The 24,201-nt window shown below is 42.8% G+C and carries 19 protein-coding genes; 4 read left to right on the top strand and 15 right to left on the bottom strand.

The window, feature by feature from the left end:
* Nucleotides 1–122 precede the first annotated feature (122 nt).
* Complete coding sequence (locus ACRQQK_RS07385) at nt 123–743, bottom strand: SEC-C metal-binding domain-containing protein (RefSeq protein ID WP_457510651.1); 621 nt, start codon at nt 741–743, stop codon at nt 123–125.
* Between the two features lie 241 nt (nt 744–984).
* Here ACRQQK_RS07385 and dusC point away from each other — a divergent pair, with 241 nt between their 5' ends.
* Complete coding sequence (dusC, locus tag ACRQQK_RS07380; protein WP_102952940.1) at nt 985–1,935, top strand: tRNA dihydrouridine(16) synthase DusC; 951 nt, start codon at nt 985–987, stop codon at nt 1,933–1,935.
* 9 nt (nt 1,936–1,944) lie between these two features.
* On the opposite strand, the gene ACRQQK_RS07375 is transcribed toward dusC, so the two are convergent.
* From ACRQQK_RS07375 to yfbV, 6 genes are all read right to left on the bottom strand, one after another.
* Nucleotides 1,945–3,408 (bottom strand): GGDEF domain-containing protein, encoded by a 1,464-nt coding sequence (locus ACRQQK_RS07375; RefSeq protein ID WP_457510650.1) that lies wholly within the window; start codon nt 3,406–3,408, stop codon nt 1,945–1,947.
* A gap of 175 nt (nt 3,409–3,583) precedes the next feature.
* Complete coding sequence (gene malZ / locus ACRQQK_RS07370; RefSeq protein ID WP_457510649.1) at nt 3,584–5,449, bottom strand: maltodextrin glucosidase; 1,866 nt, start codon at nt 5,447–5,449, stop codon at nt 3,584–3,586.
* A gap of 134 nt (nt 5,450–5,583) precedes the next feature.
* Entirely contained in the window at nt 5,584–6,378 is a 795-nt protein-coding gene (locus ACRQQK_RS07365) for an ABC transporter ATP-binding protein (RefSeq protein ID WP_167410513.1), read from the bottom strand.
* Nucleotides 6,375–7,319 carry an ABC transporter permease gene (locus ACRQQK_RS07360; RefSeq protein ID WP_457510648.1) on the bottom strand — a complete coding sequence of 315 codons (945 nt, stop codon included), beginning with the start codon at nt 7,317–7,319 and terminating at the stop codon, nt 6,375–6,377. Before ACRQQK_RS07360 ends, ACRQQK_RS07365 begins: the two co-directional genes overlap by 4 nt.
* Nucleotides 7,320–7,383: 64 nt before the next feature.
* Nucleotides 7,384–8,349 (bottom strand): ABC transporter substrate-binding protein, encoded by a 966-nt coding sequence (locus tag ACRQQK_RS07355; RefSeq protein ID WP_457510647.1) that lies wholly within the window; start codon nt 8,347–8,349, stop codon nt 7,384–7,386.
* A gap of 303 nt (nt 8,350–8,652) precedes the next feature.
* Nucleotides 8,653–9,105: a terminus macrodomain insulation protein YfbV gene (yfbV, locus tag ACRQQK_RS07350; RefSeq protein ID WP_102942693.1), complete on the bottom strand. Its 453-nt coding sequence runs from the start codon at nt 9,103–9,105 to the stop codon at nt 8,653–8,655.
* Between the two features lie 357 nt (nt 9,106–9,462).
* Here yfbV and ACRQQK_RS07345 point away from each other — a divergent pair, with 357 nt between their 5' ends.
* The 3 genes from ACRQQK_RS07345 (at nt 9,463) to ACRQQK_RS07335 (ending at nt 14,217) form a co-directional block, all read left to right on the top strand.
* Nucleotides 9,463–10,659, top strand: coding sequence for an acetate kinase (locus ACRQQK_RS07345; protein WP_457510646.1), 1,197 nt, complete (start codon nt 9,463–9,465; stop codon nt 10,657–10,659).
* Between the two features lie 139 nt (nt 10,660–10,798).
* Nucleotides 10,799–12,943, top strand: a complete 2,145-nt coding sequence (gene pta / locus ACRQQK_RS07340) for a phosphate acetyltransferase (RefSeq protein ID WP_457510645.1) — start codon at nt 10,799–10,801, stop codon at nt 12,941–12,943.
* 179 nt (nt 12,944–13,122) lie between these two features.
* Nucleotides 13,123–14,217 carry an OmpP1/FadL family transporter gene (locus ACRQQK_RS07335; protein ID WP_457510644.1) on the top strand — a complete coding sequence of 365 codons (1,095 nt, stop codon included), beginning with the start codon at nt 13,123–13,125 and terminating at the stop codon, nt 14,215–14,217.
* A 58-nt stretch (nt 14,218–14,275) separates the two neighbouring features.
* Here ACRQQK_RS07335 and ACRQQK_RS07330 read toward each other — a convergent pair whose 3' ends face one another.
* The 8 genes from ACRQQK_RS07330 to ACRQQK_RS07295 all read right to left on the bottom strand — a co-directional run bounded on the left by ACRQQK_RS07330 (nt 14,276) and on the right by ACRQQK_RS07295 (nt 24,187).
* Nucleotides 14,276–15,220: a glutathione S-transferase family protein gene (locus ACRQQK_RS07330; protein WP_457510643.1), complete on the bottom strand. Its 945-nt coding sequence runs from the start codon at nt 15,218–15,220 to the stop codon at nt 14,276–14,278.
* 83 nt (nt 15,221–15,303) lie between these two features.
* Nucleotides 15,304–16,737, bottom strand: a complete 1,434-nt coding sequence (locus ACRQQK_RS07325) for an O-antigen ligase family protein (RefSeq protein WP_457510642.1) — start codon at nt 16,735–16,737, stop codon at nt 15,304–15,306.
* 122 nt (nt 16,738–16,859) lie between these two features.
* Nucleotides 16,860–17,852 carry a murein tripeptide/oligopeptide ABC transporter ATP binding protein OppF gene (gene oppF, locus ACRQQK_RS07320; RefSeq protein WP_042481828.1) on the bottom strand — a complete coding sequence of 331 codons (993 nt, stop codon included), beginning with the start codon at nt 17,850–17,852 and terminating at the stop codon, nt 16,860–16,862.
* Nucleotides 17,849–18,820, bottom strand: coding sequence for an ABC transporter ATP-binding protein (gene oppD / locus ACRQQK_RS07315; protein ID WP_042481824.1), 972 nt, complete (start codon nt 18,818–18,820; stop codon nt 17,849–17,851). Before oppD ends, oppF begins: the two co-directional genes overlap by 4 nt.
* Before the next feature lie 17 nt (nt 18,821–18,837).
* Nucleotides 18,838–19,740 carry an oligopeptide ABC transporter permease OppC gene (gene oppC / locus ACRQQK_RS07310; protein WP_457510641.1) on the bottom strand — a complete coding sequence of 301 codons (903 nt, stop codon included), beginning with the start codon at nt 19,738–19,740 and terminating at the stop codon, nt 18,838–18,840.
* Nucleotides 19,741–19,752: 12 nt separating this feature from the next.
* Entirely contained in the window at nt 19,753–20,673 is a 921-nt protein-coding gene (gene oppB / locus ACRQQK_RS07305; protein ID WP_457510640.1) for an oligopeptide ABC transporter permease OppB, read from the bottom strand.
* Between the two features lie 115 nt (nt 20,674–20,788).
* A complete protein-coding gene (locus tag ACRQQK_RS07300; RefSeq protein WP_457510639.1) occupies nt 20,789–22,420 on the bottom strand; it encodes an ABC transporter substrate-binding protein in 1,632 nt (543 codons plus the stop codon).
* 528 nt (nt 22,421–22,948) lie between these two features.
* Nucleotides 22,949–24,187, bottom strand: a complete 1,239-nt coding sequence (locus ACRQQK_RS07295; protein ID WP_457510638.1) for an NAD(P)/FAD-dependent oxidoreductase — start codon at nt 24,185–24,187, stop codon at nt 22,949–22,951.
* Between the last annotated feature and the right edge of the window lie 14 nt (nt 24,188–24,201).

Raw genomic sequence — 24,201 nt, 5'->3', positions numbered from 1 at the left:
TTCGGCTCCTAGCCAATTGAAGTAAGGAAGTTATATCTAAGATTCTTCCTTGTTATGTCAACCTTGTGTCGAAAAAGTTCGAAGCTCGCTACTTTTAGCGCAAGTACCACAATAAAAGAGGTTTAGTTTCCGCAACAGTGCTTAAACTTTTTACCACTTCCACATGGGCAAATTTCGTTACGGCCGATGTCTTTATATGGATTTACGTTCTGAGTTTTTGCGCCAATCATGGCTTCATCAGCGGCCAAAGCGACTTCGTGAATCATCAGATCCAATTGCTTCACCATATTTTCGAGTTTTGGTAGATCACTGAAACCTGCTTGTTTCATTTGCTCATGAGTCTGTTCTTCGTCAATCGCAAGCATCAGAGTGGTCAGCAGTGCTTGTAGCATGCGAATAGAACCATCTGACGTTGCCACTTCTTGCCATAACGGTTCAATAGCGGGCCATAAGGTCATAAAGCCTTCAGCAAAATCCGCCAACGCTTCGTCAAAACCCGAGTCTTGCTGCTCAAGCATCGAGAGCAAGCCATATTCGTTGAGCTTAAGCTCGTGATATTGAGCATTGATTTGATCGGTAATCAGAGTCTTTAAAGTTTCAGCTTGGTCGCCAAATACTGAACTTAACCATGTTTCAGGATCTAAAGGCTTCGTTGCTAAGTTTGCAGCCAGAATAACACCTTCGATAAAAGCAGGCGATTCACTGCGCTCCACTGAACTTAAATTCACAAATTGATAACTCATTTAAACTCTTCTAGCTTTTGATAATTTTGATTGTTTCCGCATTATAACCTGAACTTTCCAATAAGTTCTCGTGCGTATCACCCGAACTTTCTAAGGATTATCTTCATCAACTCACATTTAATTGCCTTACGCGCATCTCGCAGACTTAGCTAACAACGGTCTTACGCGGATTTCGTGACATTTCACCGTCATACCTCTACAATCTCGCCTCCATTTTAGACGGTAGTAATAAGATCTTAATATGCGAGTTGTTTTAGGCCCGATGGAGGGCGTATTAGATAGCCTGATGCGTGAAATGCTGACAGAAATCAATGACTATGATTTCTGCGTCACTGAGTTTGTGCGTGTTATCGACCAAACACTTCCAGATCATATGTTCTATCGTCTCTGTCCGGAACTAAAGCAAGGCTCAGCGACCAAATCTGGTGTGCCTGTTAAAGTTCAGTTACTTGGACAAGAACCGGTTTGGATGGCAGAAAACGCCGTCCGCGCAGCGAGTCTAGGCGCATACGGTATCGACCTTAACTTCGGATGCCCAGCGAAAACTGTCAATAAGAGCAAAGGTGGCGCTGCTCTGTTACAACAGCCAGAACTTATCTATCAAGTTGTCAAAGCATGTAGAGAGGCGGTTCCAGCGCACATCCCAGTTTCTGCCAAAATCCGTCTTGGATGGGAAAACCCTGATGACTGTTACGAGATCGTTGATGCAGTGTCCCAAGCCAAAGCCGATGAACTAACCATTCATGCTCGAACCAAAATGGGCGGCTATAAGGCAAGTGAAATCAAATGGGAATACATTGATAAAATCCGTCAGAAAACCTCTGTGCCACTTATAGCGAATGGCGAAGTATGGAGCTATCAAGATGGTCAGGATTGTATCAAAACAACAGGTGTGGATTCCCTGATGGTATGCCGCGGTGCGCTAAACATTCCCAACTTAGGCAATATGGTGAAACATAATCACGAGCCTATGTCTTGGAATGAGGTGGTGGAACTGTTGATTAAATACTCTGAATACGAAGTAAATGGTGATAAGGCCAAATACTATCCAAACCGAGTGAAACAGTGGTTTTCCTATCTGCGTCAGGCTTATCCTGACGCAGCAGATCTGTTCAGAGAAATTCGTGTCAAAAATGACGTTGATGCGATGGTTGATCACTTAAAGCGCTACAGAGACGCGCTTTACGCCTAACTCCACCAGTTAAAATACCAGTTTATCTTTACCCGTTGTTTTGGCTTGATATAGCTTCTCGTCTGCGATTTTGAACAGCTTGTCGAAATCGCAGCCTTTGTCACTTTGTATAATCTCTACACCACCCGAAACAGTAAACCCATTCTCAACCACTTGAGAAGACTGGCTAGTAATGGCCTCTTTGACACGCAGCATAATCTTTTTCAGAACATCGCTATCATCGCCCGTTAAATAAACCACGAACTCTTCCCCACCGAAGCGGGCTACCGCATCGGTATTACGGATACTTTTTTCTATTTGCTCACCGAGGTAGCAAATAACATCATCACCCACATCATGGCCATAGGTGTCATTGACCGATTTAAAATTGTCGATATCTAGAACGGCTATGGACAAATACTGTTGGTGATATTTTCCGCGCAGAAACTCTTCCATCCCCCTTCTGTTGAGAACGCCTGTCATAGGATCGTGCGATGCTAAATCAGCGTAATAGCTTTTTTCAACTCGGGTGCCGAGATGTAAAACGCCAATAACGGTCACTAAGTAGGAAAGCAAAACTACTGCCAAACTCATACTCATCTCATCCACAAACTGCGTGATTTCGGCACGCCAATCCCAGTGGTAGTAGAGATAATGATCCATGTTGGTGTAGCTGACTTCCAGCTTGTGCGGCAAATAGGCTGAACCATCTGTCGGCAGAGATTCTGTGCGAACTAACCTGATCTTCCCTGCCACAGGAGATAAATCACCGATAAGCTTATCGACACTGACATCAAGTACAACTACACCTTTAAATACCGCATTCTCAAATACTGGCATCGCCAATGTCATGTTATTTCTTTGCATCAGAACTTCGCTAAACGCACTCGGTCCTATGACAGAAATAACGTCCGGATTCTGTGATGCTTCTTGCCAGAAATTGCGTAGTCTGACGGTTTTTAGTTGTTCCTGCGTGATACCCTGAATGGCTTCTTTAGGTGAAGAGATAATAAAGCCATGTTCATCGAGGTAATGAACGCCAATAACATAATCATCGAGATCATGAAGAAATGAAATGATGGGAGCCAGAGTCACTTTCCTTAAGGCTAACTCAGTCACATCACTAGAAGCGTTACAATACTTTTCATCGCCTATCATCATGTAACTGATGTTAATTGGCGGAGACTTATGGGCTAGATTCTGAGTAATCATCAACGACTCTTTAGGTGAGAGTTGGCAAACACCATTGACCACTTCAATATTAAAATCTGTTGCCTCTGTTAATGTCGATTCATAGTAACTGCTAAAACCGTAATCCAGTGCGACTAGAATTTTCCCCGCTCTTTGCAGCATGGCATTCACATTTCGATATTCACTGGTAATCTGCTGATTCAAAACCATTAAATACGAGTAAGCCATCATCGACAAAATAGCGAAAACTAAAATCAGTGGTCCAAAAATAACGATTTTTTTGTAGTTTTTCTTCGGTTGCATATGCTTTCTTCGCACCAATACCAAGTAGGGAAATCTTTTCAATCGACAGATTAGTACACTTAACACTTTTTTTATATGCATATTGTGTCGTTATTCTAAGCCGCAGCAACTCTTTTAGGTGTATCTCAATAGTGCAGCAGCGGCTAAGCGACTGGATAAACGAAATTAAAGTAACCTACTCATTTTTATCATCAAACAATCCGGCGTTCGTGATTGAGCCCAAAAGATAGTCCTTGCTGCCAACTTCCACCAACAGGTTGCCTGAAACGACTTCCATTTCATTGCCGGATTTAGAACAAACGGCCTTGCCGCACTCAACTCCTAATTTCCAGATAGGAACTGAAATAGACTGAGGTATATCAGAGGCGTTTATCACAACCAAGATAGCCTCTTCGCCATGGACTCGGGCATAAGCAATACAACCATCTTGAACATACAAAATCTGCAAAGCACCTTGTTGTAATGCCAGATGATTTCTTCTCATTGCTACTAGCTCTTTGAATCGCTTTATTTGCATAGAGTTCTCAGTCTCTTCCCAAGGAAAACAACGACGATTATCAGGGTCTAAACCACCTTGCAGATTCACCTCAGTACCATAGTAAATACATGGTGTCCCAACCATGGTCATCAACAAAACTAAACCTATTTCAATCAATGCATCCTCACCATTGACCAAGGTTGCCCAACGCATAGTGTCGTGGCTGTCCAGCTGATTAAGCTGTGCCAATTGATTGAGCCAAGGTACTTTCGCCTGAGCTTCAACAATCCACTCAACAAATTCCTCTGCGCTAATAGAAATAGGATCATAAGCGATATCTTGCCCCGTTAGCCAAGCTCGAACTGGATGCGCAAAACCGTAATAGTTCATCGCTCCGTCTTCTTGGTCTCCCTGTAGCCATTGTGTCGCTTCAAAGAAGTGTTCGCCTAAAACATAAGCTTGCTCATTCTCTTGTTTCACCGAATCGCGAAACTGTTTTACATAGTAGGTATTGTTGATGGCTCCTGAACCCTCACCTAGCATATGAATCACATCAAAACGCCATCCATCAATCGAGTAAGGCGGGCGCAGCCAGTGTTTGATCACTGAATCCTTGCCCTGATAAATATAATTACGCACTTCTTCGTTTAAGAAGTTCAGCACGGGTAGATTCTCAACACCTTTCCAGCAAGCGTAGTGATTATTTTGGTCGAACAGGTAATAGTCGCGATAAGGTGATTGTTCAGAACAATACGCGCCATTCTCATATTGGTTGAAACGGTCAAACCAAGGATGTTCAGCAGAGGTATGATTGAATACGGCATCAAGCACAACCTTCATTCCACGCTGATGAATCTCAGCGCATAGCTGAGCAAACTCTTCATTGGTTCCCAGATGAGGATCAACATTAAAGTAATCCGTCGTGTCATATTTATGATTACTCAATGAGGTAAAAATAGGATTCAGATAGACAGTAGTGATACCAAGTTGCTCTAGGTAGTCTAACTTGCTTCTGACTCCCGCTAAATCGCCGCCGTAGAATTCCAAAGAACCATGTGAGTCATGGGAGCTGACGGGCTCGCCCCACTGTTTAGCAATCACTTTGCGTTTACCGCCGCGAACAGGGTATTCATTTGTCTTAACGCTGATATCAGGATTACCGTTGCAGAAACGATCAGGAAATATCTGATAGAAAATTTGCTCGTTCACCCACTCTGGAGGCTGATACAAAGCGTCATACTTAAAATGATACTCTCGTGGTGGGATACGGTTATGCACGCCTCTGGCATCAAGCCAATGTTGCGCACTGCCACTCAACATCTTAAACACATAGTGAGTAAGTGATTTATCCGGATTAACAGGGATGGTTGTGCTCCATTGGTTTAAGCGCCCTAACTTTCCACAAGGCTTCATTTCCACCAATGATTCTTCGTTGTCCGGCTCATGTCTGACATACACTTTCTGATACAACTCAGACTCTGTGTTTAGAATAAGTGTCAGTTGACCATCTTGATAAGATAAACCGTCGGATGTTTGGGCATGAAAAACGAAAGGTAAAGACATGCTGCTCCCCTAATATATGATTCCTGTTGCTTGTTAACTTACCTCTTTGTTTAAAAAGAAAAATCCTCCTTACACAGTTAGCGATTTGCGCATAGTGTAAGGAGGATCACGTTTAGTAGGATGAACTTGGGGGATTAATTCAGCAATAAGCTATCGTCAGACAGTTCTTCACCACGAACTTTAGAGAACATCTCAAGCAGATCAGGTACTTGCATATTGGCTCGTTGCTCACCGGATACATCCAGAACAATTTCACCTTGGTGCAACATTACCGTTCTGTCACCACACGCTAATGCGTCTTTCATTGAGTGAGTCACCATCATTACAGTCAAGTTAAACTCTTTAACGATTTTTTTGGTTAAATCGATAATGAAAGCGGCCATACGAGGGTCTAGAGCGGCAGTATGTTCATCAAGTAACAATAATTTACTGTCTGAAAGTGTTGCCATCACAAGACTCACTGCCTGACGCTGACCGCCAGAAAGCAAACCAATGTTATCTCCAAGACGGTCTTCTAAGCCTAAACCAAGAATACTAATTCGCTCTTGAAACAGTTTACGGCGATTGGTTGAAAGTGAATGTTTCCAGCCACGACGTTTACCACGCATATATGCAAGCGCCATGTTTTCTTCAATCGTTAACGCTCCGCAAGTACCTGCTAGCGGATCTTGGAATACACGAGCACAAAGGCTGGCACGTTGGTCAACACTGCGGCGAGTCACGTCAATATCATCGATATTAACTTTACCGCCTACCATAGGTGTTTCACCTGTTACCGCACCGAGCAGTGTTGATTTACCCGCACCATTTGAGCCGATAACGGTAAGAAATTGGTGTTCTGGCACTTTCAGATCCACACCTCTTAACGCTCGGTTCTCAAGGATAGTGCCAGGATTAAATGTAACTTGAATATCTTCTAAATGGATCATAATGCTTCTCCTGACGCCTTAACCTGCTTAGATACTTCTGATTTCTTAGCAGGCCCACTACCCTTTTTTGGCTTTCGATTCCTTTTCATTTTCGGCATGATTAATGCCAGAGCAACCAGCACTGCAGTAACCAAGTTCAAATCAGATGCTTGCAAACCAAACATTCCCGAACTTAGTGCAAATGCAACAGCTAAACGATAGAGAACCGAACCCACGATAACGGCAACGACAGCAACCCAAATTTTACGGCCAGGAATAAGTGTTTGCCCCAAAATAACAGCCGCCAAACCAACGACTATGGTACCGACACCAGAAGTCACGTCCGCAAAGCTGTTGGTTTGTGCAAATAAAGCACCAGCAAAACCCACAAAGCCGTTTGACAGTGCTAAACAAAAATAGGTGTAAAACGCTGTGCTAGCGCCTTGCGCAGCAACCATACGAGCATTTACGCCTGTGGCGCGAAGCCCCAAGCCGAAATCACTGTTGAGTAGACGAACAACAAACAGAGCAGAGATAAGCACCAACACCGCTACAACCAAAGGACGAATAAGCATTGGATCGCCCATCGATTCAAATGGTGTCAGGATTGTATCTTCACCTAGCAGAGCTAAGTTAGGACGTCCCATAATACGGATGTTAATTGAGAACGCAGCAATCATAGTTAGGATTGATGCTAATAGATGAAGAATTCCGCAACGAACGGTCAAAAACGCCGTCACCCATCCCGTTGCTGCGCCAGCAATTATAGCTAAGCCAGTCGCGATCCATGGGTCAATACCAGAAACAATCGCAGTTGCAGCTACAGCAGCACCCATAGGGAAACTACCATCAACGCTCAAATCTGGGAAATCAAGAACTCGGAAAGTCAGGTAAACACCCAGTGCCACCAGACCGTAGATAAGGCCAACCTCTAAGGCGCCAAAAAAGGCAAAAGCAGACATACAAACTCCCTTCTCTGCTTAATCAAGTTGGCGTACTACTACGCCAACTCTTTTAACAATGGTTCTATTTAACGCTTGTTGCGCGATCCATAACAGACTTAGGAATTTCCAGACCTAGCTTCTCAGCCGCAGTCTTGTTAATCACTAAATCAGAACCTTTAGCAACTTTAACATCCAAAGAACCAGGAGCAGCACCTTCTAGAATAGCGGCAACGTAATCCGCAGTTTGAACGCCGATTTGGTAGTAGTCGAAGCCAAGGCTAGCAACTGCACCACGCTCTACATAAGAAGTAGCCGCGCCAAAAACAGGTGTCTTAGCTTGATTTGCCGCAACGATCATACCTTCAATTGCGCTGGCAACCGTATTGTCAATCAGAGCGTAAATAACGTCTGATTTTGCAGAGATTGCTTGTGTCGCTGACTGCACATCTGCACTCTTCAGAGCAGTTGCTTCAACCAGAGTAATTCCGTGCTTTTTAGTGGATGCTTTTAGTAGCTCCATCAAGCTTACAGCGTTCGCTTCACCTGGGTTGTAAACCACACCAATTGATTTCACGTTTGGCATGATTTCTTTAATCAACTCTACGTGTTGTTCAACCGGAGAAAGATCAGAAAGACCAGTAACGTTCTTTCCTGGTTGTTCCATTGAAGAAACTAGTTTAGCGCCTACTGGATCAGTTACCGCAGTAAATACCACTGGAATGTTTTTAGTCGCAGACACTAGAGCTTGAGCAGTAGGTGTTGCAATACCAACCAATACATCTGGGTTTTCACCCACAAATTGACGCGCAATTTGCACTGCGATTGCTGGGTTACCTTGTGCTGTTTTGAAATCAAATTCTAGGTTTTTGCCCTCTTCATAGCCTTTTGCTTTCAGGCCATCAAGTAGACCTTGACGTGTTGCATCGAGTGCTGGGTGTTCTACGATCTGTGAAACCGCAACTTTAGCGGTTTTAGCCATAATGCTGTGGGAAGAAAGTAATGCAGCTCCGGCTAGAACGGCGGTAGCAATGACCTTGCTTGCTTTCATCTTAACTCCTTGATTTAAAGCATATAGTAATGTGATGTTGTGTAATGTTTTTTTGTTATTGTGCAATTAGCATGCACTTATGGACATTATTACCAGTAACTATGCGGAAAGGGAAGAAACATTTAACAGCGAAATAACAAAAAGAGAGGAAGAAACAGTATCTTGAGTTTAGTGACTAAAATAAGGCAAATAACGACTATTTTTTACTCAGCAGAATGCCTCTATAACGGCAGTGAGCTTGGCTTCATATCTGAGAACAAAAAGGCTCTAATGGATAGATTAGAGCCTTAACAATTCGTTTAATTAAAACCAGCGTTCTAAAGCGGTTTTATCAAGCTGGCGGAATGCGCGATTAAGTACCATTGCCAGTTCTTTGTATCGAGGCTTCGATTTTATCGGTTCAAGAGCCGAGCCTGTTTCAACAATTTTTGCGTGAATTTCACGATACCAACCTGCAAGTGCGGGCGGCAATTGTGTATTCGCTCTGTTACCTAACCACCACATACCTTGCAAGGGTAAGCTAATAGCAAACAACGCAACGACAACCGCTTGTGGCATAGCTTGAACGTTTTGGAAACTCATTTGAGTTAACACGCTAATAGCGGCAACAGCTGGCATGACTTTGATACCAAAACGCGTCGCTTTAATGATCCGCGATTCTGGAAAAAGCAAATTCAACTCTTTCCGCATAGGCCAAACTTGCATGTATTTCTGGCCGTCTTTCAAGCTGTGGATGATTCCGACACGATTACTCATACCACTTCCTCACTCTCAGTTATCGCCTCTTTGGGCGAATTCGCTAAAAAATAGTTGAATAGTTCAACGAATAACGTAAAAATTTGATAAAAGCTAATATAGTTTCAAATTTTTTTTGTTATATTACCCCATTATCGCTATCCTTTGCGGACTCTCAATCTCATTGTTGCCCTTATTTACAATTTAGGCAACTTTAAGACTAATCTGCAAGGAAAGCAGCAGACGATTTCAATGACGAAGTCACGTCTCTAGATAAGGAAGTTAAAGCTTTATTGATTAAGATTAGTACCAATTGCCTATGCATCTACTATTCTTGTCATTGATTTTGTCCTAACCGATTATTACAGGTAGTCACACATGTCTAAGCTAGTTTTAGTTTTAAACTGCGGTAGTTCTTCACTTAAATTCGCTGTTGTCGATGCACAAAACGGCGACGAGCATCTTTCTGGTCTTGCAGAATGTTTACACCTTCCAGAAGCACGTATCAAGTGGAAACTTGATGGTAAGCACGAAGCACAACTAGGCGAAGGCGCTGCGCACGATGAAGCTCTAACCTTTATCGTAGAAACTATTCTTGCTTCTAAGCCAGAACTTGCGGCACAACTAAAAGCGATCGGTCACCGTGTTGTACACGGCGGCGAGAAATTTACACATTCTATGTTGGTTGATGAAGCAACTATCAAGGGAATTGAAGAAGCAGCTATCTTTGCACCTCTGCACAACCCAGCCCACGTGATCGGTATTCGTGCAGCGCAAAAAGCGTTCCCGGAGCTTCAAAACGTTGTTGTATTCGACACTGCGTTCCACCAAACCATGCCAGCAGAAGCATACCTGTATGCACTGCCATATAACTTGTACACTGAGCACGGTATCCGTCGCTATGGCGCACACGGTACATCTCATCGTTTCATTGCTCGTGAAGCAGCTGAACGTCTGGGTAAACCAGCAAGCGAACTGAACATCATCAACTGCCACCTAGGCAACGGTGCTTCAGTTTGTGCTATCAAGAACGGCCAGTCTGTAGACACATCTATGGGTCTGACTCCACTTGAAGGTCTTGTAATGGGCACTCGTTGTGGTGACTTAGATCCTGCAGTAATGTTCTTCTTACACGATAAACTTGACATGAGCGTGGCAGAAATCAATACCATGTTCACAAAAGAATCTGGTTTACTTGGCCTAACTGGCGTGACATCTGATTGCCGCTTTGTTGAAGACAACTACGGTACTAAAGAAGAAGCGACTCGTGCGATGGATGTATTCTGTCACCGTCTAGCGAAATACGTAGCTGGTTACACTGCGAGCATGGACGGTCGTCTAGACGCAATCGTGTTCACTGGTGGTATCGGTGAGAATTCTGCACCAATCCGTGAAATGGTTCTTAACCGTCTAGCAATCTTTGGTATCGAAGTAGACAGCGATGCAAACCTAAAAGCACGTTTCGGTGGCGAAGGTGTTATCACTACTGCTAACAGCCGCGTACCAGCGATAGTTATCTCAACCAACGAAGAGTTGGTGATTGCTGAAGACACCGCAACTCTAGCAGGTCTTTAAGTTTCTAACTGGCTAACCTAACGGTTAGCCAGATTTCTATAGGGGCCTAGCTTTTATTCTCACTTGAATCATTAACTAGGCTTTATTTCAATCCAATCTATCTCTTAGATTGCATCCAATAGTTTGAGGTACCTTACAGATGTCCCGTACTATTATGCTTATCCCTATCAGTGCAGGCGTTGGTCTAACCAGCGTGAGCATGGGTATTTTACGCGCTATGGAGCGTAAAGGCGTAAACGTTTCTTTCTACAAGCCTATCGCTCAACCACGTAGTGGTGAAGATCAACCGGATCTGACTTCAACGATTATCGGCCGTAACAGCGATATCAAAATCGCTGAACCTCTACCTATGTCTACTGCTGAAACGTTTATCGGCTCAGAGAAAATGGACGAGCTGCTAGAGACGATCGTTGAGCGTTACAACCAAATCAATAAAGATTCAGAAGTGACGTTGATTGAAGGTTTGGTTCCAACTCGTAAACATCCATTCGCTAACCAAGTAAACGCTGAAATTGCAGCTACGCTTGGCGCAGAGATTGTTTTCGTTGCAACTCCTGGTACTAATAATCCAACCCAGCTGAAAGAGCGTATTGAAATCGCTTGTTCAAACTTTGGTGGTACTAAGAATAAGAACATTAAAGGTGTTATCATCAACAAGCTTAATGCTCCTGTTGATGAAGCTGGCCGTACTCGTCCAGACCTATCTGAAATGTTCGATGACGCAGATAGTGCGATTCAAACAAATCTTGAAGTGATGCAAATCTTCAATACTAGCCCTATCCGTGTCCTAGGTTGCGTACCATGGAACATTGAATTGATCGCAACTCGCGCAGTGGATATGGCTAAACACCTAAACGCTGAAATTATTAGTGCTGGTGAAATCAATACTCGCCGTATTAAGAGCATCACGTTCTGTGCACGTTCAATCCCTCATATGATTGAGCATTTCAAACCGGGTTCTTTACTAGTAACTTCAGCAGACCGCCCAGACGTTATCGTTGCAGCATCTCTAGCAGCAATGAACGGTGTTGAAATTGGTGCTGTACTGCTTACTGGTGGTTACGATATCCCTTCAGAAATCGTAGATCTATGTAAACCTGCATTTGACTCTGGTTTGCCAATTTTCAAAGCGCAAGGTAACACTTGGCAGACTTCTCTGAACCTACAAAGCTTCAGCCTAGAAGTACCTGCAGACGATAAAGAGCGTATCGAGTTCATCAGCGAACACGTAGCAAGCCACATTGATGGCCCTTGGATTGATTCTCTATCTGAAGGCACTCAAGGTATCCGTCGTCTGAGCCCACCAGCATTCCGTTACCAGCTAACAGAATTTGCTCGTCGCGCGGGTAAACGTATCGTTCTTCCTGAAGGTGACGAACCACGTACAGTGAAAGCTGCGGCTATCTGTGCTGAACGCGGTATCGCAACTTGTGTGCTTTTAGGTAACCCAGACGAAATCCGCCGCGTTGCTGCACAACAAGGTGTTGAGCTAGGCGCTGGAGTTGAAATCATTGATGCGGATTCTGTTCGTGAAAACTACGTAGCTCGTTTAGTTGAACTACGTGGCGCGAAAGGCATGACTGAAGTTGTTGCTCGTGAGAAATTGGAAGATTCTGTTTTCCTAGGCACAATGATGCTTGAAGCAAACGAAGTTGACGGCCTAGTGTCTGGTGCTGTTCACACAACTGCGAACACTATCGTTCCTCCGTTCCAAATTATTAAGACTGCACCAAATGCGTCAATCGTATCTTCAATCTTCTTCATGCTCCTGCCTGATCAAGTATTGGTATACGGTGACTGTGCAATCAACCCAGATCCAACGGCTGAACAGTTAGCGGAAATCGCTATCCAATCGGCTGACTCTGCGGCTGCGTTTGGTATCGACCCACGTGTTGCAATGATCTCGTACTCTACTGGTGAATCCGGTAAAGGTGCAGACGTTGATAAAGTACGTGAAGCAACTCGTATTGCTCAAGAGAAACGTCCAGATCTTATTATTGACGGCCCTCTACAATACGATGCAGCAATCATGGAAAACGTGGCCGCTTCTAAAGCGCCTAACTCTCCAGTTGCAGGTAAAGCGACAGTATTCGTATTCCCAGACTTAAATACGGGTAATACGACGTACAAAGCGGTACAACGTTCAGCAGACCTAGTATCAATCGGTCCGATGCTACAAGGTATGCGTAAGCCAGTTAACGACCTTTCTCGTGGTGCGTTAGTTGATGATATCGTGTACACAATTGCTCTTACCGCTATCCAAGCAGACCAAGAAGCAAAATAGTCTTCATTTAGGTCTACAGATATTGTTAGCAAAAGCCGCAACCTAAGTTGCGGCTTTTTTATTCTTAATAAAATTTAATCCCTTCCAACAAGCGTTTGTCGAAAATTCCTACATATCTACCAAACCACGCTTAATAGAATACTACAGCTACTAACTTTCAATTTTATAAGTCTAATAACATGAATCTACTAAAAAAATCCCTCGTCGCTAGCGCAGTTCTAGCGAGTACTTCTGTATACTCTGCTGGTGTATATTTGCACGAAATCGGCAACAATGATCTTGGTCTAGCCGCTGCGGGCAAGGCTGCACGCGCTCAAGATGCATCTGTTCTGGCTGCAAACCCAGCTGGCTTATCTAATGTTGAAGGTCAATCTTTTACCGGCGGTATGATGGCGCTTTATGGCGACACTGAATACCAAATGGATAATGGCGCCAGCGCAGGAAACATTGTTGGTTTTGTCCCCCTCGGCTCTGCATTCTACAGCCAGCAAATTAATGACAAGTTAACACTAGGCATCGGTGTTTACGGTAATTATGGAATGGGGCTAGAGTACGAAAACTTCCCAATCAAAACTGCGGTAACTCAAGCCCTCACCATTCAGCCAACCGCTTCTTACAAGATCAATGAACAATGGTCGGTTGGCGCTGGCTTAGGTATCCAATATGGTATGTTTGATGTAGAAGCTGGCGGCGCTCAGATTGACGATACTGACATTACCTACAACGCCAAACTTGGTGTCCTTTTCTCACCTAATGAAGATACACGTTTTGGCCTAGGTTACTCGTCAGAAACAGAACTCAAATTTGATGTCGATGTATTAGGTCAAACCGTTGATCCAGCTGTAATGCCACAAACACTGACTTTTAGTGCATTCCATCAGTTAAACGATAAGCTCGCTGTAATGGGTAACTTTGGTTGGGAAGACTGGAGTGAATACGAAACTTTCACTAAAACGCCAACTCAAGATACCTACCATATTGCTGTAGGTTCACGTTACCAAGTAAACAAGAAACTGATATGGAATTCAGGCTTGGCATTTGATAGCAGCCTATACAAGAATCAATCTTCAGGTGACTTTACCATCCCAACAGGTGATGCATGGCGTATTGGTACGGGTATGGAATACGATCTAGGTGAAGGTCGTACAATGGGCCTAGCCTTTGAAGTCGTATTACTTGAAGACTCCAAGACACAAGCAGGCCAGTTAAGTGGTGGTTTTGATGATTCTGCCTTATATTTCCTAACTGCTACCTACAGCTGGTCAGGTCAATAACACTTAGATAATAAAACTTAGCTAATAAAAAACGCATCGTAAAAGATGCGTTTTTTATTTATACCAAATCTCTGTTGTGTGGAGATTCTAAATCCAATTCAGGCCCAACTGGCACCACTTGCGTTGGATTAATGTTGGTATGACTGAAGTAGTAGTGTCGTTTAATATGGTAAAAGTCCGTAGTCTCTCTTACTCCCGGAACTTGGTATAGCTCTTTCAAATAACCATTCAAATTTGGATAATCTGCAATTCTCTTTTTGTTGCACTTAAAATGGCCAACATAAACCGAATCAAACCGAATAAGAGTGGTAAACAAGCGCCAGTCTGCCTCTGTGATGCTAGAGCCCGCCAGATATCGGTTATGAGCCAAATGTGCTTCCACTTTGTCTAATGCTTCAAACAAAGACTCATAGGCTTCTTCATAGGCTTCCTGAGTAGTTGCAAAGCCGCAGCGATAAACACCATTGTTAATGTTTGGATAGATATAATCATTCCATTCATCGATAACATTGCGCAGTGCATCAGGATAGTAATCGGCGTGATTATCTGTTAACTCATTAAATGCACGGTTAAACATGCGAATAATTTCAGACGATTCGTTACTTACGATGGTTTGAAGTTTCTTATCCCATAACACAGGTACAGTCACGCGGCCTGAATAGTCAGGCTTCGCTTGGGTATAGATTTGATGAAGTTTAGTGTGCCCAAATAAAGGTTCAGGAATGCCGAATTTCCAACCATCATGGAGCATGTCTGGGCAAACAATGGTGACATCGATAATATCTTGCAGTTGCTTAAGCTCGCGAAAAATCAATGTACGGTGAGCCCATGGACAAGCCAAAGAGACATACAAGTGATAACGACCAGCTTCGGGTGAAAACTTGGCGTCAGAACGATTGTCTATCCAATCGCGAAACCCTGCGTCTTCTCGAATGAATTTTCCATCGCTACTTTTTGTGTCGTACCAAACATCATGCCAGACACCTTCAACTAATTTCCCCATGACTCACCCCTTCACTAATACTTACTTCTGGGGGTCATTATAGTTGATAGAGCTGAATACTCACCCGAAGGGTTTTGGCTTAGTCATTCGAATTTTTTGAATAGATTGTTGTTCATATCAACTTGTGAGTTCCTCAAGCAATTATCACCCACCCACATGTTTACACCTACATTTTTGCGTTGAAGAACTTCGTTTTGATCCAAACCTTCGTAAAATGGTAGCCTTAGCAAAGCCAGATATATGCAAGAAAAAATAAAACAACTGGAAATGAAAATAATTAATAGATGATACCGTAGGCGAATTTTTGAATCTTCTGCTCTTAAATGTTTTCTGGTCGACCAAAACGCTGCTAATGACATCACAGCCATTAATTGGCTTAACGGCATAATAAATACTCCGGAGACTAGGCTATATGCAACTCCAATGAGAACATTAACTCCTAATACCTGACCTAATTGTGCTTTAGTAGAAAAAACATGCTTCAACAAGATCAAGCATAAACTAATGTAGGCCAAAGCGGGAATCACTCCCCATTCGTAGATAACCGTCAATAGTGAGTTATGGGGATGACCAAATTTATACCCTCCGCAAACAAAACTACCACCACCATTTCCTGCCAAAGAACTATTCGTAATGCTGTTAGTCCAGAGTTCTATTCGACCGGAAGAGCTAGTTCTAATTTCAGGAATAACCTCTCCTTGCCCCGAATATAAAAAAGGTATTAATTTAAAGAACACTATAGAAATAACAATACCGGAAAACATATTTATTAGTATTGTTTTTATCCACAAAACACGATTACTTTTATTCAAAATAGTAATTAAAACTATCCCTCCTGCTACTGCTAAAAACAAGCCTCTAGCATCTAAAGTAACAATAAGGGACAATGTCAAACTCAAAGCTATATTATAGAATATTGAAGAATTCTTTCTAATTTTCGCTCTAACTGATAAATAAAGAATTGGCAGAACAAACCAGATTTGAACTTGATTAAGAAACCTAGGATTCACAAAACTTAGAATCGTATGATAATTAACATATAAGCCTTGCGTCACTCGGAGATAAAACGCGACCGAGACACTAGCGAAAAGGCAAAAAGTGATTAGACAGGCCATTACGAAGTAAATGGATTTGCTTTTTTGGAATTCATTGAGAAAAAAGAAAATTAACCCAACAATACCTATAAAATATAAATCATATAGATAAGAATAAAACACATATGATGAATTAAATAAATCAACCACAAATAAGGTGATTATAAAAATTAACGAACATATTTTGATAGGGTACGGCAAAGAATTAACACTATTACATATATACTCACGAATACTAGAAGAAAGTATTACAACGATAAAAAATATAGCAACAGTAAACAAACTAAAGAAGCGCTTAATATCGTAGGTATATATAACCTGATCTCTAGGTATAAATATGTTAAAACACAACCAAATTAAAGAAACAAAGAAAAACACTAAAATAATACGCTGACAAATGGAACCTATTAACATGTTCTTCATATATCCTTCATACTTCTCCCCTAAGACTTAACTAAAAGTATTGTCTATATTATTGATATTGCAATAAATAAAAAAAGCGCGACTCAAAAAGAAGCCGCGCTTATGCCCGTCACAGGCTGAATTTACATCTCAACGTGTAAGCACGAAACAGCATGGGTATCAGAACCCTGAATTTGTGGCTTAGTTTGAGCACAGATCTCTGTCGCTTGAGGACAACGAGTTCTGAAAACACATCCCGATGGCGGGTTAATTGGTGAAGGTAGGTCGCCTTCAAGCATTTGAATTGTCTTAGCGCGCTCCAATTTTGGATCTGGAATTGGAACCGCTGACATCAATGCCTTGGTATATGGGTGCTTAGGATTAGCAAACAACGCTTCAGATTCACCTAGCTCTACTGCATTACCTAAATACATTACCAATACACGGTCAGAAATATGTTTTACTACTGACAAGTCGTGTGCGATGAATACTAGGCTTAACCCTAACTCACGTTGCAGTTCTTGCAGCAGGTTTACGACCTGAGCCTGAATTGATACGTCTAGCGCTGATACTGGTTCATCACAAATAATCATCTTTGGATTAAGAATCAAAGCACGAGCAATACCAATACGTTGACACTGACCACCAGAGAATTCGTGTGGATAGCGATTGATCACGTTTGGTAACAGACCCACTTTTGCCATCATCTCTTTAACACGGTCTTTCACTTCTTGCTTAGAAAGCTCTGGGTAGAAAGTCTGTAGCGGCTCAGCAATAATGTCCCCTACTGTCATACGCGGGTTCAAAGACGCAAGAGGGTCTTGGAAAATCATCTGAATATCTTTACGAGTCTCGCGACGTTTCACTTCTTGCATGCGAGTCAAATCTTGACCTAACCAGACCACTTCACCGTCAGTTGCCTGTACAAGACCGATAATTGCGCGAGCAAATGTCGATTTACCACAGCCTGATTCACCCACAACGCCTAGAGTTTCACCTTCATAAAGGCGAACGTTCACACCATCTACAGCTTTAAGCTTCGCAGGTTTTGACCAAGGCCATGCTGATTTAGAAGCGATGTCAAAGTGTACTTTTAGCTCTTTAACATCTAACAGTAATTTTTTATCTACACTCATTTCGTCCAAGTCTCCCAGTCAGAAAAACATGCGCGTTGACGATCATTGCCAAATGGCGTCAGGATCGGCGCTTCACGTTTACAGCGGTCCATTACGCGATGACAGCGGTCTTGATATGGACAACCCGGTGGCAGACGAAGTAAGTTTGGCGGATTACCCGGAATGGTCGGTAATACATCGCCTTCAGTATCCAAACGTGGGATTGCTTTCAACAAGCCTTCTGCATATGGGTGGCTAGGTTGATAGAAAATCTCATCAACCGTACCGTACTCCATTGTGCGACCAGCGTACATGACGAGTACTTTGTCGCAAGAACCCGCAACCACACCTAAATCGTGAGTGATCATGATGATTGCTGTGTTGAACTCAGATTTCAGTTCGTTAAGAAGATCCATGATCTGAGCCTGAACCGTTACGTCTAATGCAGTTGTCGGTTCATCAGCGATCAACAGTTTCGGACGACACAGCAGAGCCATTGCAATCATTACACGCTGACGCATACCACCAGAGAACTCATGCGGATACATTGTAATTCGTTTGCGAGCTTCCGGAATTTTTACCGCTTCCAACATGCGAACAGACTCTTCAAACGCTTCTGCTTTGCTCATGCCTTTGTGCAGCATTAACACTTCCATCAACTGGTCGCTAACCTTCATATAAGGGTTAAGCGATGTCATCGGGTCTTGGAAGATCATTGCAATTTGTTCAGCGCGAACTTTATTCAGCTCTTTTTCAGGCAGGTTTAGGATTTCCTTACCTTCAAACTTTGCGCTACCAGAAATGATACCGTTCTTAGCCAACAGGCCCATGATTGAGAATACTGTTTGGGATTTACCCGAACCAGATTCACCAACGATACCTAATGTCTCACCCTGATTCAGTGAGAAGTTCAAATCGTTTACTGCGGTAACAATACCATCTTGGGTAGTGAACTCTACGCGCAGGTCTTTGACATCTAATAAAGCCATTACTACTTCCTCAATTCTTATCTGTCTTTTGGATCCAGCGCGTCACGGAGACCGTCACCCACATAGTTAAAGCAGAACAGTGTGACCACCATGAATGCCGCAGGGAAGCCAAGCTGCCATACTGCAATTTCCATTGTGTTTGCACCTTCTTGCAATAGTGCTCCCCAGCTTGTCATAGGCTCTTGAACACCTAAACCAAGGAAAGATAAGAACGATTCCGTCAGAATCATGCTTGGAATGAGTAGCGTTGAGTAAACTGCAACAATACCTAATACGTTAGGAACGATATGACGAGTAATGATCTTCCAGTTACTCACACCACAAACGTGCGCCGCTTCGATGAACTCTTTGCTGCGTAGGCTCAACGTTTGGCCACGAACAATACGTGCCATATCAAGCCATGCAATAGCACCGATAGCTACGAAGATAAGAACAATATTACGCCCAAAGAAGGTTACCAATACAATAACCAAGAACATGAATGGTACTGCGTACAGAATTTCAAGGATACGCATCATGATACGGTCAACACGGCCGCCTATGAAGCCAGACGCCGCGCCGTAAAGTGTACCGATGAGTACCGCAACCAGAGCCCCCATCACACCAACCATCAGAGAAATTCGGCCGCCTACCAAAGTACGAACGTAGATATCACGCCCTAAACTGTCTGTACCAAACCAATGTTCTGCATTTGGTGCAACGTGCATTGCGTACCAGTCAGTATCGTCATAAGTAAAAGGAGCAATCATTGGCAAGAAAATAACCGCCAACGTCATAAGTATGAGAATAAATAAACTCACCATCGCTGCTTTATTGCGCATAAAGCGGATACGAGCGTCCTGCCACAGGCTGCGACCCTCGATTTCAAGATTTTCGGAAAACTTTTCAATCGCTTCCAGATTTTCTTTTTTCGTCAACATAGTAGTACTTCCTTAGTAACGAATTTTCGGGTCAATCGCTGCCAACAAGATATCTACAATTGCGTTGAACAGGATAAATAAGAAACCAATAAGAATGGTTACACCCATTACCAGAGAGTAGTCACGGTTAAATGCCGCGTTTACGAACAACTTACCAATACCCGGAAGACCAAAGATGGTTTCGATAACTACAGAACCAGTAATGATACCTACGAATGCAGGTCCCATATAAGAAACTACTGGTAATAACGCGGGTTTCAGCGCGTGCTTAACAACGATGTACGGATAGCTCAACCCTTTTGCTCGCGCAGTTCGAATGAAGTTACTGTTTAGAGTTTCAATCATTGAACCACGTGTAATACGTGCAAACGTTGCTACGTATAGTAGAGACATACCAAGAACTGGCAGGGCCATATACTTGAAGGACCCGTCTAACCAGCCCCCAGCAGGGAACCAACCTAAATTAATAGAGAAAATGTAAATCAATACCGGTGCGAGAACGAATGAAGGCATTACGACACCAATCATAGCGGTAGCCATAATTGAGTAGTCCAGCCAAGTATTTTGCCTTAATGCGGCAAGTGTCCCGACAGTTACACCCATAATTACTGTGAAAATAAAAGCAGCAAAACCTACTTTCGCTGACACAGGAAGGGCTGCAAAAATTAACTCGTTTACAGAGTAATCAAGGTACTTAAATGAAGGTCCAAAATCACCTTGTAAAACATTAGTTAGGTATGTGGTGTACTGCTCTAATACAGGCTTATCAAGCCCATATTTAGCTTCAATATTCGCCATTACTTCTGGCGGTAAAGCGCGCTCGCTCGAGAAAGGGTTTCCTGGTGCGAAACGCATGAGAAAAAACGAAACTGTAATCAACACCAACATAGTTGGGATTGCTTCCAGAATTCGTCTAATAATGAATTTAAACATAAACTCACTCTTCCAGTCTGTGACTATTTAAAACAAAAAAATACTGCATGTACCATCCGCGAACCTCAAGCACATGCAGAATATTACTTAATTATAATTTTATAGCTTTGCTAATTTATTCAGCTTTGATGTACAGATCTTTTGAGTAGATCTTTTCTTCTGCGTTGTTTGCAGGGAAACCACCTACTTTCGGAGAAAGCAGACGAGTCTTAACATACTGATAAATTGGAGCGATAGGCATGTCTTTCGCCATTAGAGCTTCCGCCTCTGCATAAAGTTTTTGACGTTCTTCTTCAGAAGTAGAAGTCAGTGCTTTATCTATGATTGCATCGTACTCTTTGTTACCCCAGTGTTGACCACCAGTAGTGTTGTTACTTGTCATCAAAGTTAGGAATGAAGACGCTTCGTTGTAGTCACCACACCAACCGGCACGAGCAACTTCGAAGTCACCTTGGTCTTTAGAAGATAGGTAAGTTTTCCACTCTTGGTTTTCTAGAGTGACATCTAGACCCAAAGTTTTCTTCCACATAGAACCAATCGCTACAGCAACCTTCTTGTGGTTTTCTGAAGTGTTGTATAGAAGAGTGAACTTAAGTGGGTTGTCTTTACCGTAACCAGCTTCAGCAAGTAGGCGAGCAGCTTCTTCGTTACGCTGTTTCTGAGTCATTTTGCCGTAAGCAGGCATTACTGGGTTGAAACCAGAAGTGATCTCAGGCGTTAGGAAGTATGCAGGTTTCTGACCTTGACCCATGATTGCATCGCTAACGATGTTACGGTCAATCGCATAAGAAATCGCTTTACGAACACGAACGTCGTCAAACGGTTTTTTCTTGGTGTTGAAAGAATAGTAGTAAGAACATAGGTTACCCACTACAGAAACCAATTCTGGGTGCTCTTTCTTAAGACGACGGAAATGCTCTACTGGCACCTCATAACTGATGTCGATCTCGCCTGCTAGGAAGCGGTTCATCTCAGCTACTTGGTTTTCAATCGGAAGGAAAGTGACTTTGTTGATAACAGTGTGTTCATTATCCCAGTATTGCTCGTTGCGTTTAAGCACTAAGCGCTCGTTCACAACCCAGTTGTCAACAACATAAGCACCATTACCAACGAAGTGGTCAGGTTTGGTCCATTGGTCACCGAACTTCTCAACCGTCGCCTGATTTACTGGTTTCATTGTTGTGTGACCAGTCATCATAACGAAATATGGAACTGCTGAGTCTAACTCAACAACAAGAGTGTTCGCGTCTTTAGCGTGTACGCCTAGCTCACTCTTGTCTTTTTTCCCTGCAATGATATCAGCTGCATTCTTCAGCTGTGTCATTTCCATATACCAAGAGTATGGAGAAGCAGTTGCAGGATCAACAGCGCGTTGCCAGCTGTATACGAAATCTTGCGCAGTTACAGGTTCGCCGTTAGACCACTTAGCGCCTTCACGAATATGGAAAGTGAACGTTTTGTTGTCTGATGTTTCCCAGCGGTCAGCGACACCAGGAATAACCTTACCGTCAGCATCTTGGTTTACCAAGCCTTCTAGCAGGTCACGAATAACGTGTGATTCTGGAACACCTTGAGATTTGTGCGGGTCGATAGTAGCGACTTCTGTACCGTTACCACGAACAATCTCTTGCACTGGAGCTAGCTTAGTACCTGCAGGCACGTTAGCAGCAAAAGCTGTAAGAGAAGTTGTTGCCACCGCGAGACCAGCACCTAGTAAGAGTGCCTGTGTGATTTTGTTCTTATACATCTGTATAAACTCCAAGTTTTAATATTGCATCCATGACTTCTTTGCATATCGGCTAGAACGGCTAACCAGAAAGATTCTGAAATAGACTATTTTTAGTCATTTCCATACAAAGAATGCGGCAAACATTATCAAGCATTGAAGCAATTTGCCATAAAATCAGAATAAAAAGAGATTATATTCTTATCAATAATGAATAATTAGATATAAAACCCAACTTAGACCGAACTTTCAGGACAACAATGGAAAGTAATCCTTTACATTAGATTTAAATCTCGATTTATCTAACTAAAACCGCATTCTCAGCATCTTGCACTAGAAAATAACAATAAATTTAACATTTTGTGCACATTTTTAGGGAGGTTGTGTGATTTTTATCTCATCCAACAAGAAGGATTTGTGAGCGATCTCACTCGCATGCACTAAGTTAGATCTCTATGCCCAATATAAGAGCATAAGAGACCGTAGGCTAAGTATTAAATAGTTATGCAGCTCTGAGACTGCAACAGCTTGCGCTCTTTTATTGAGTATTTAGGTACTGCGGATAAGCTCTGCCAAACTGGTTAAGCGGCGTTTCGAGTCTTTCACATAAGGATTATTGCTATCCCATGCGTAACCGGCCAATATTGAGCAGATCATCTGTTTGATTCTTGAATTCGGCTTCTCATAGTAGATAACATCTTGCAACGTGCCGTCATACCAACCTTCAACATAAGTTCTAAACGCATTTACACCAATCATCAGCGGTATTTCGTAGTCATTTTGCCAATCAACACTTTCGCCTTTTATTTGGCGAACAACACACTCAGCAGCCAATTGTGCTGATTTCATTGCAATCGTAACACCCGACGAAAATACCGGATCAAGAAACTCACCAGCATTCCCCAGCAGAGCATAGTGTTGAGTAGCCAGATGTTTAACGTTGGCGGAATACCCTTTCAGCTCACCTGCCGCATTTGGAAACTCTGCATTCTCAAGTAATAGAGCCAAATAGGGTTCTTCGCTAGCTAGTTGCTTTATCGCTTCGATTTTGTCTTCAGCATAACTTTCAAAAAACTCTGGTGTGGCAACCACACCAATAGAGCAAACACCATTAGAAAATGGAATGAGCCAATACCAAACGTCAGCATGTTTAGGATGAACCGAAATAAGAATTTTGTTTCTGTCATAGAGATGTTTATCTGCATCGATATGATCAACTGTGTGGGTAAAAATGGCTTTGCGCGCAGGCAGACAAGAAGGCTCTTCAAGACTTAATAGTTTTGGCAACACTCGGCCAAAACCACTAGCGTCTAACACGTAAGAGCTTTGAAGTTGATAACTATTTCCTAGTTCGTCCTCTACCGACAGTATTGAAATCGAGTCATTAAATTCTATACTTTTCACTTCATGCTGGTAGCGAATTTCAACGCCTTGGCTTTGAGCACTATCAGCGAGAACTTTATCGAAGCTTGCTCTTTGTACCTGAAAGGTAGTTCCCGGTCCCGGCGTGAATTTATTGCAAAAGTCGAATTCGGTATAGATACCATTTTTGCGAAAAGCAGCGCCATTTTTAAACTGGAATCCCGCTTCTTCAACCGCTTGCAGCATACCGGCACTCTCAACAACTTCCATACACGCAGGCAGCAAGCTCTCTCCGATGGAAAAACGAGGAAATTGCATTTTTTCAAGCACTAAAACATCGATACCTTGCTTGTTAAGCAAAGCTGCGGCCGTCGAACCTGACGGCCCCGCGCCAATAATAACGACTTGACGTTGCTGTATATCCATTACAATTATTCTCT

Source organism: Vibrio sp. C8 (assembly GCF_054051265.1).
Note: the sequence above shows the minus strand (reverse complement) of the source record. Positions and strands in the feature narration are given on the sequence as shown.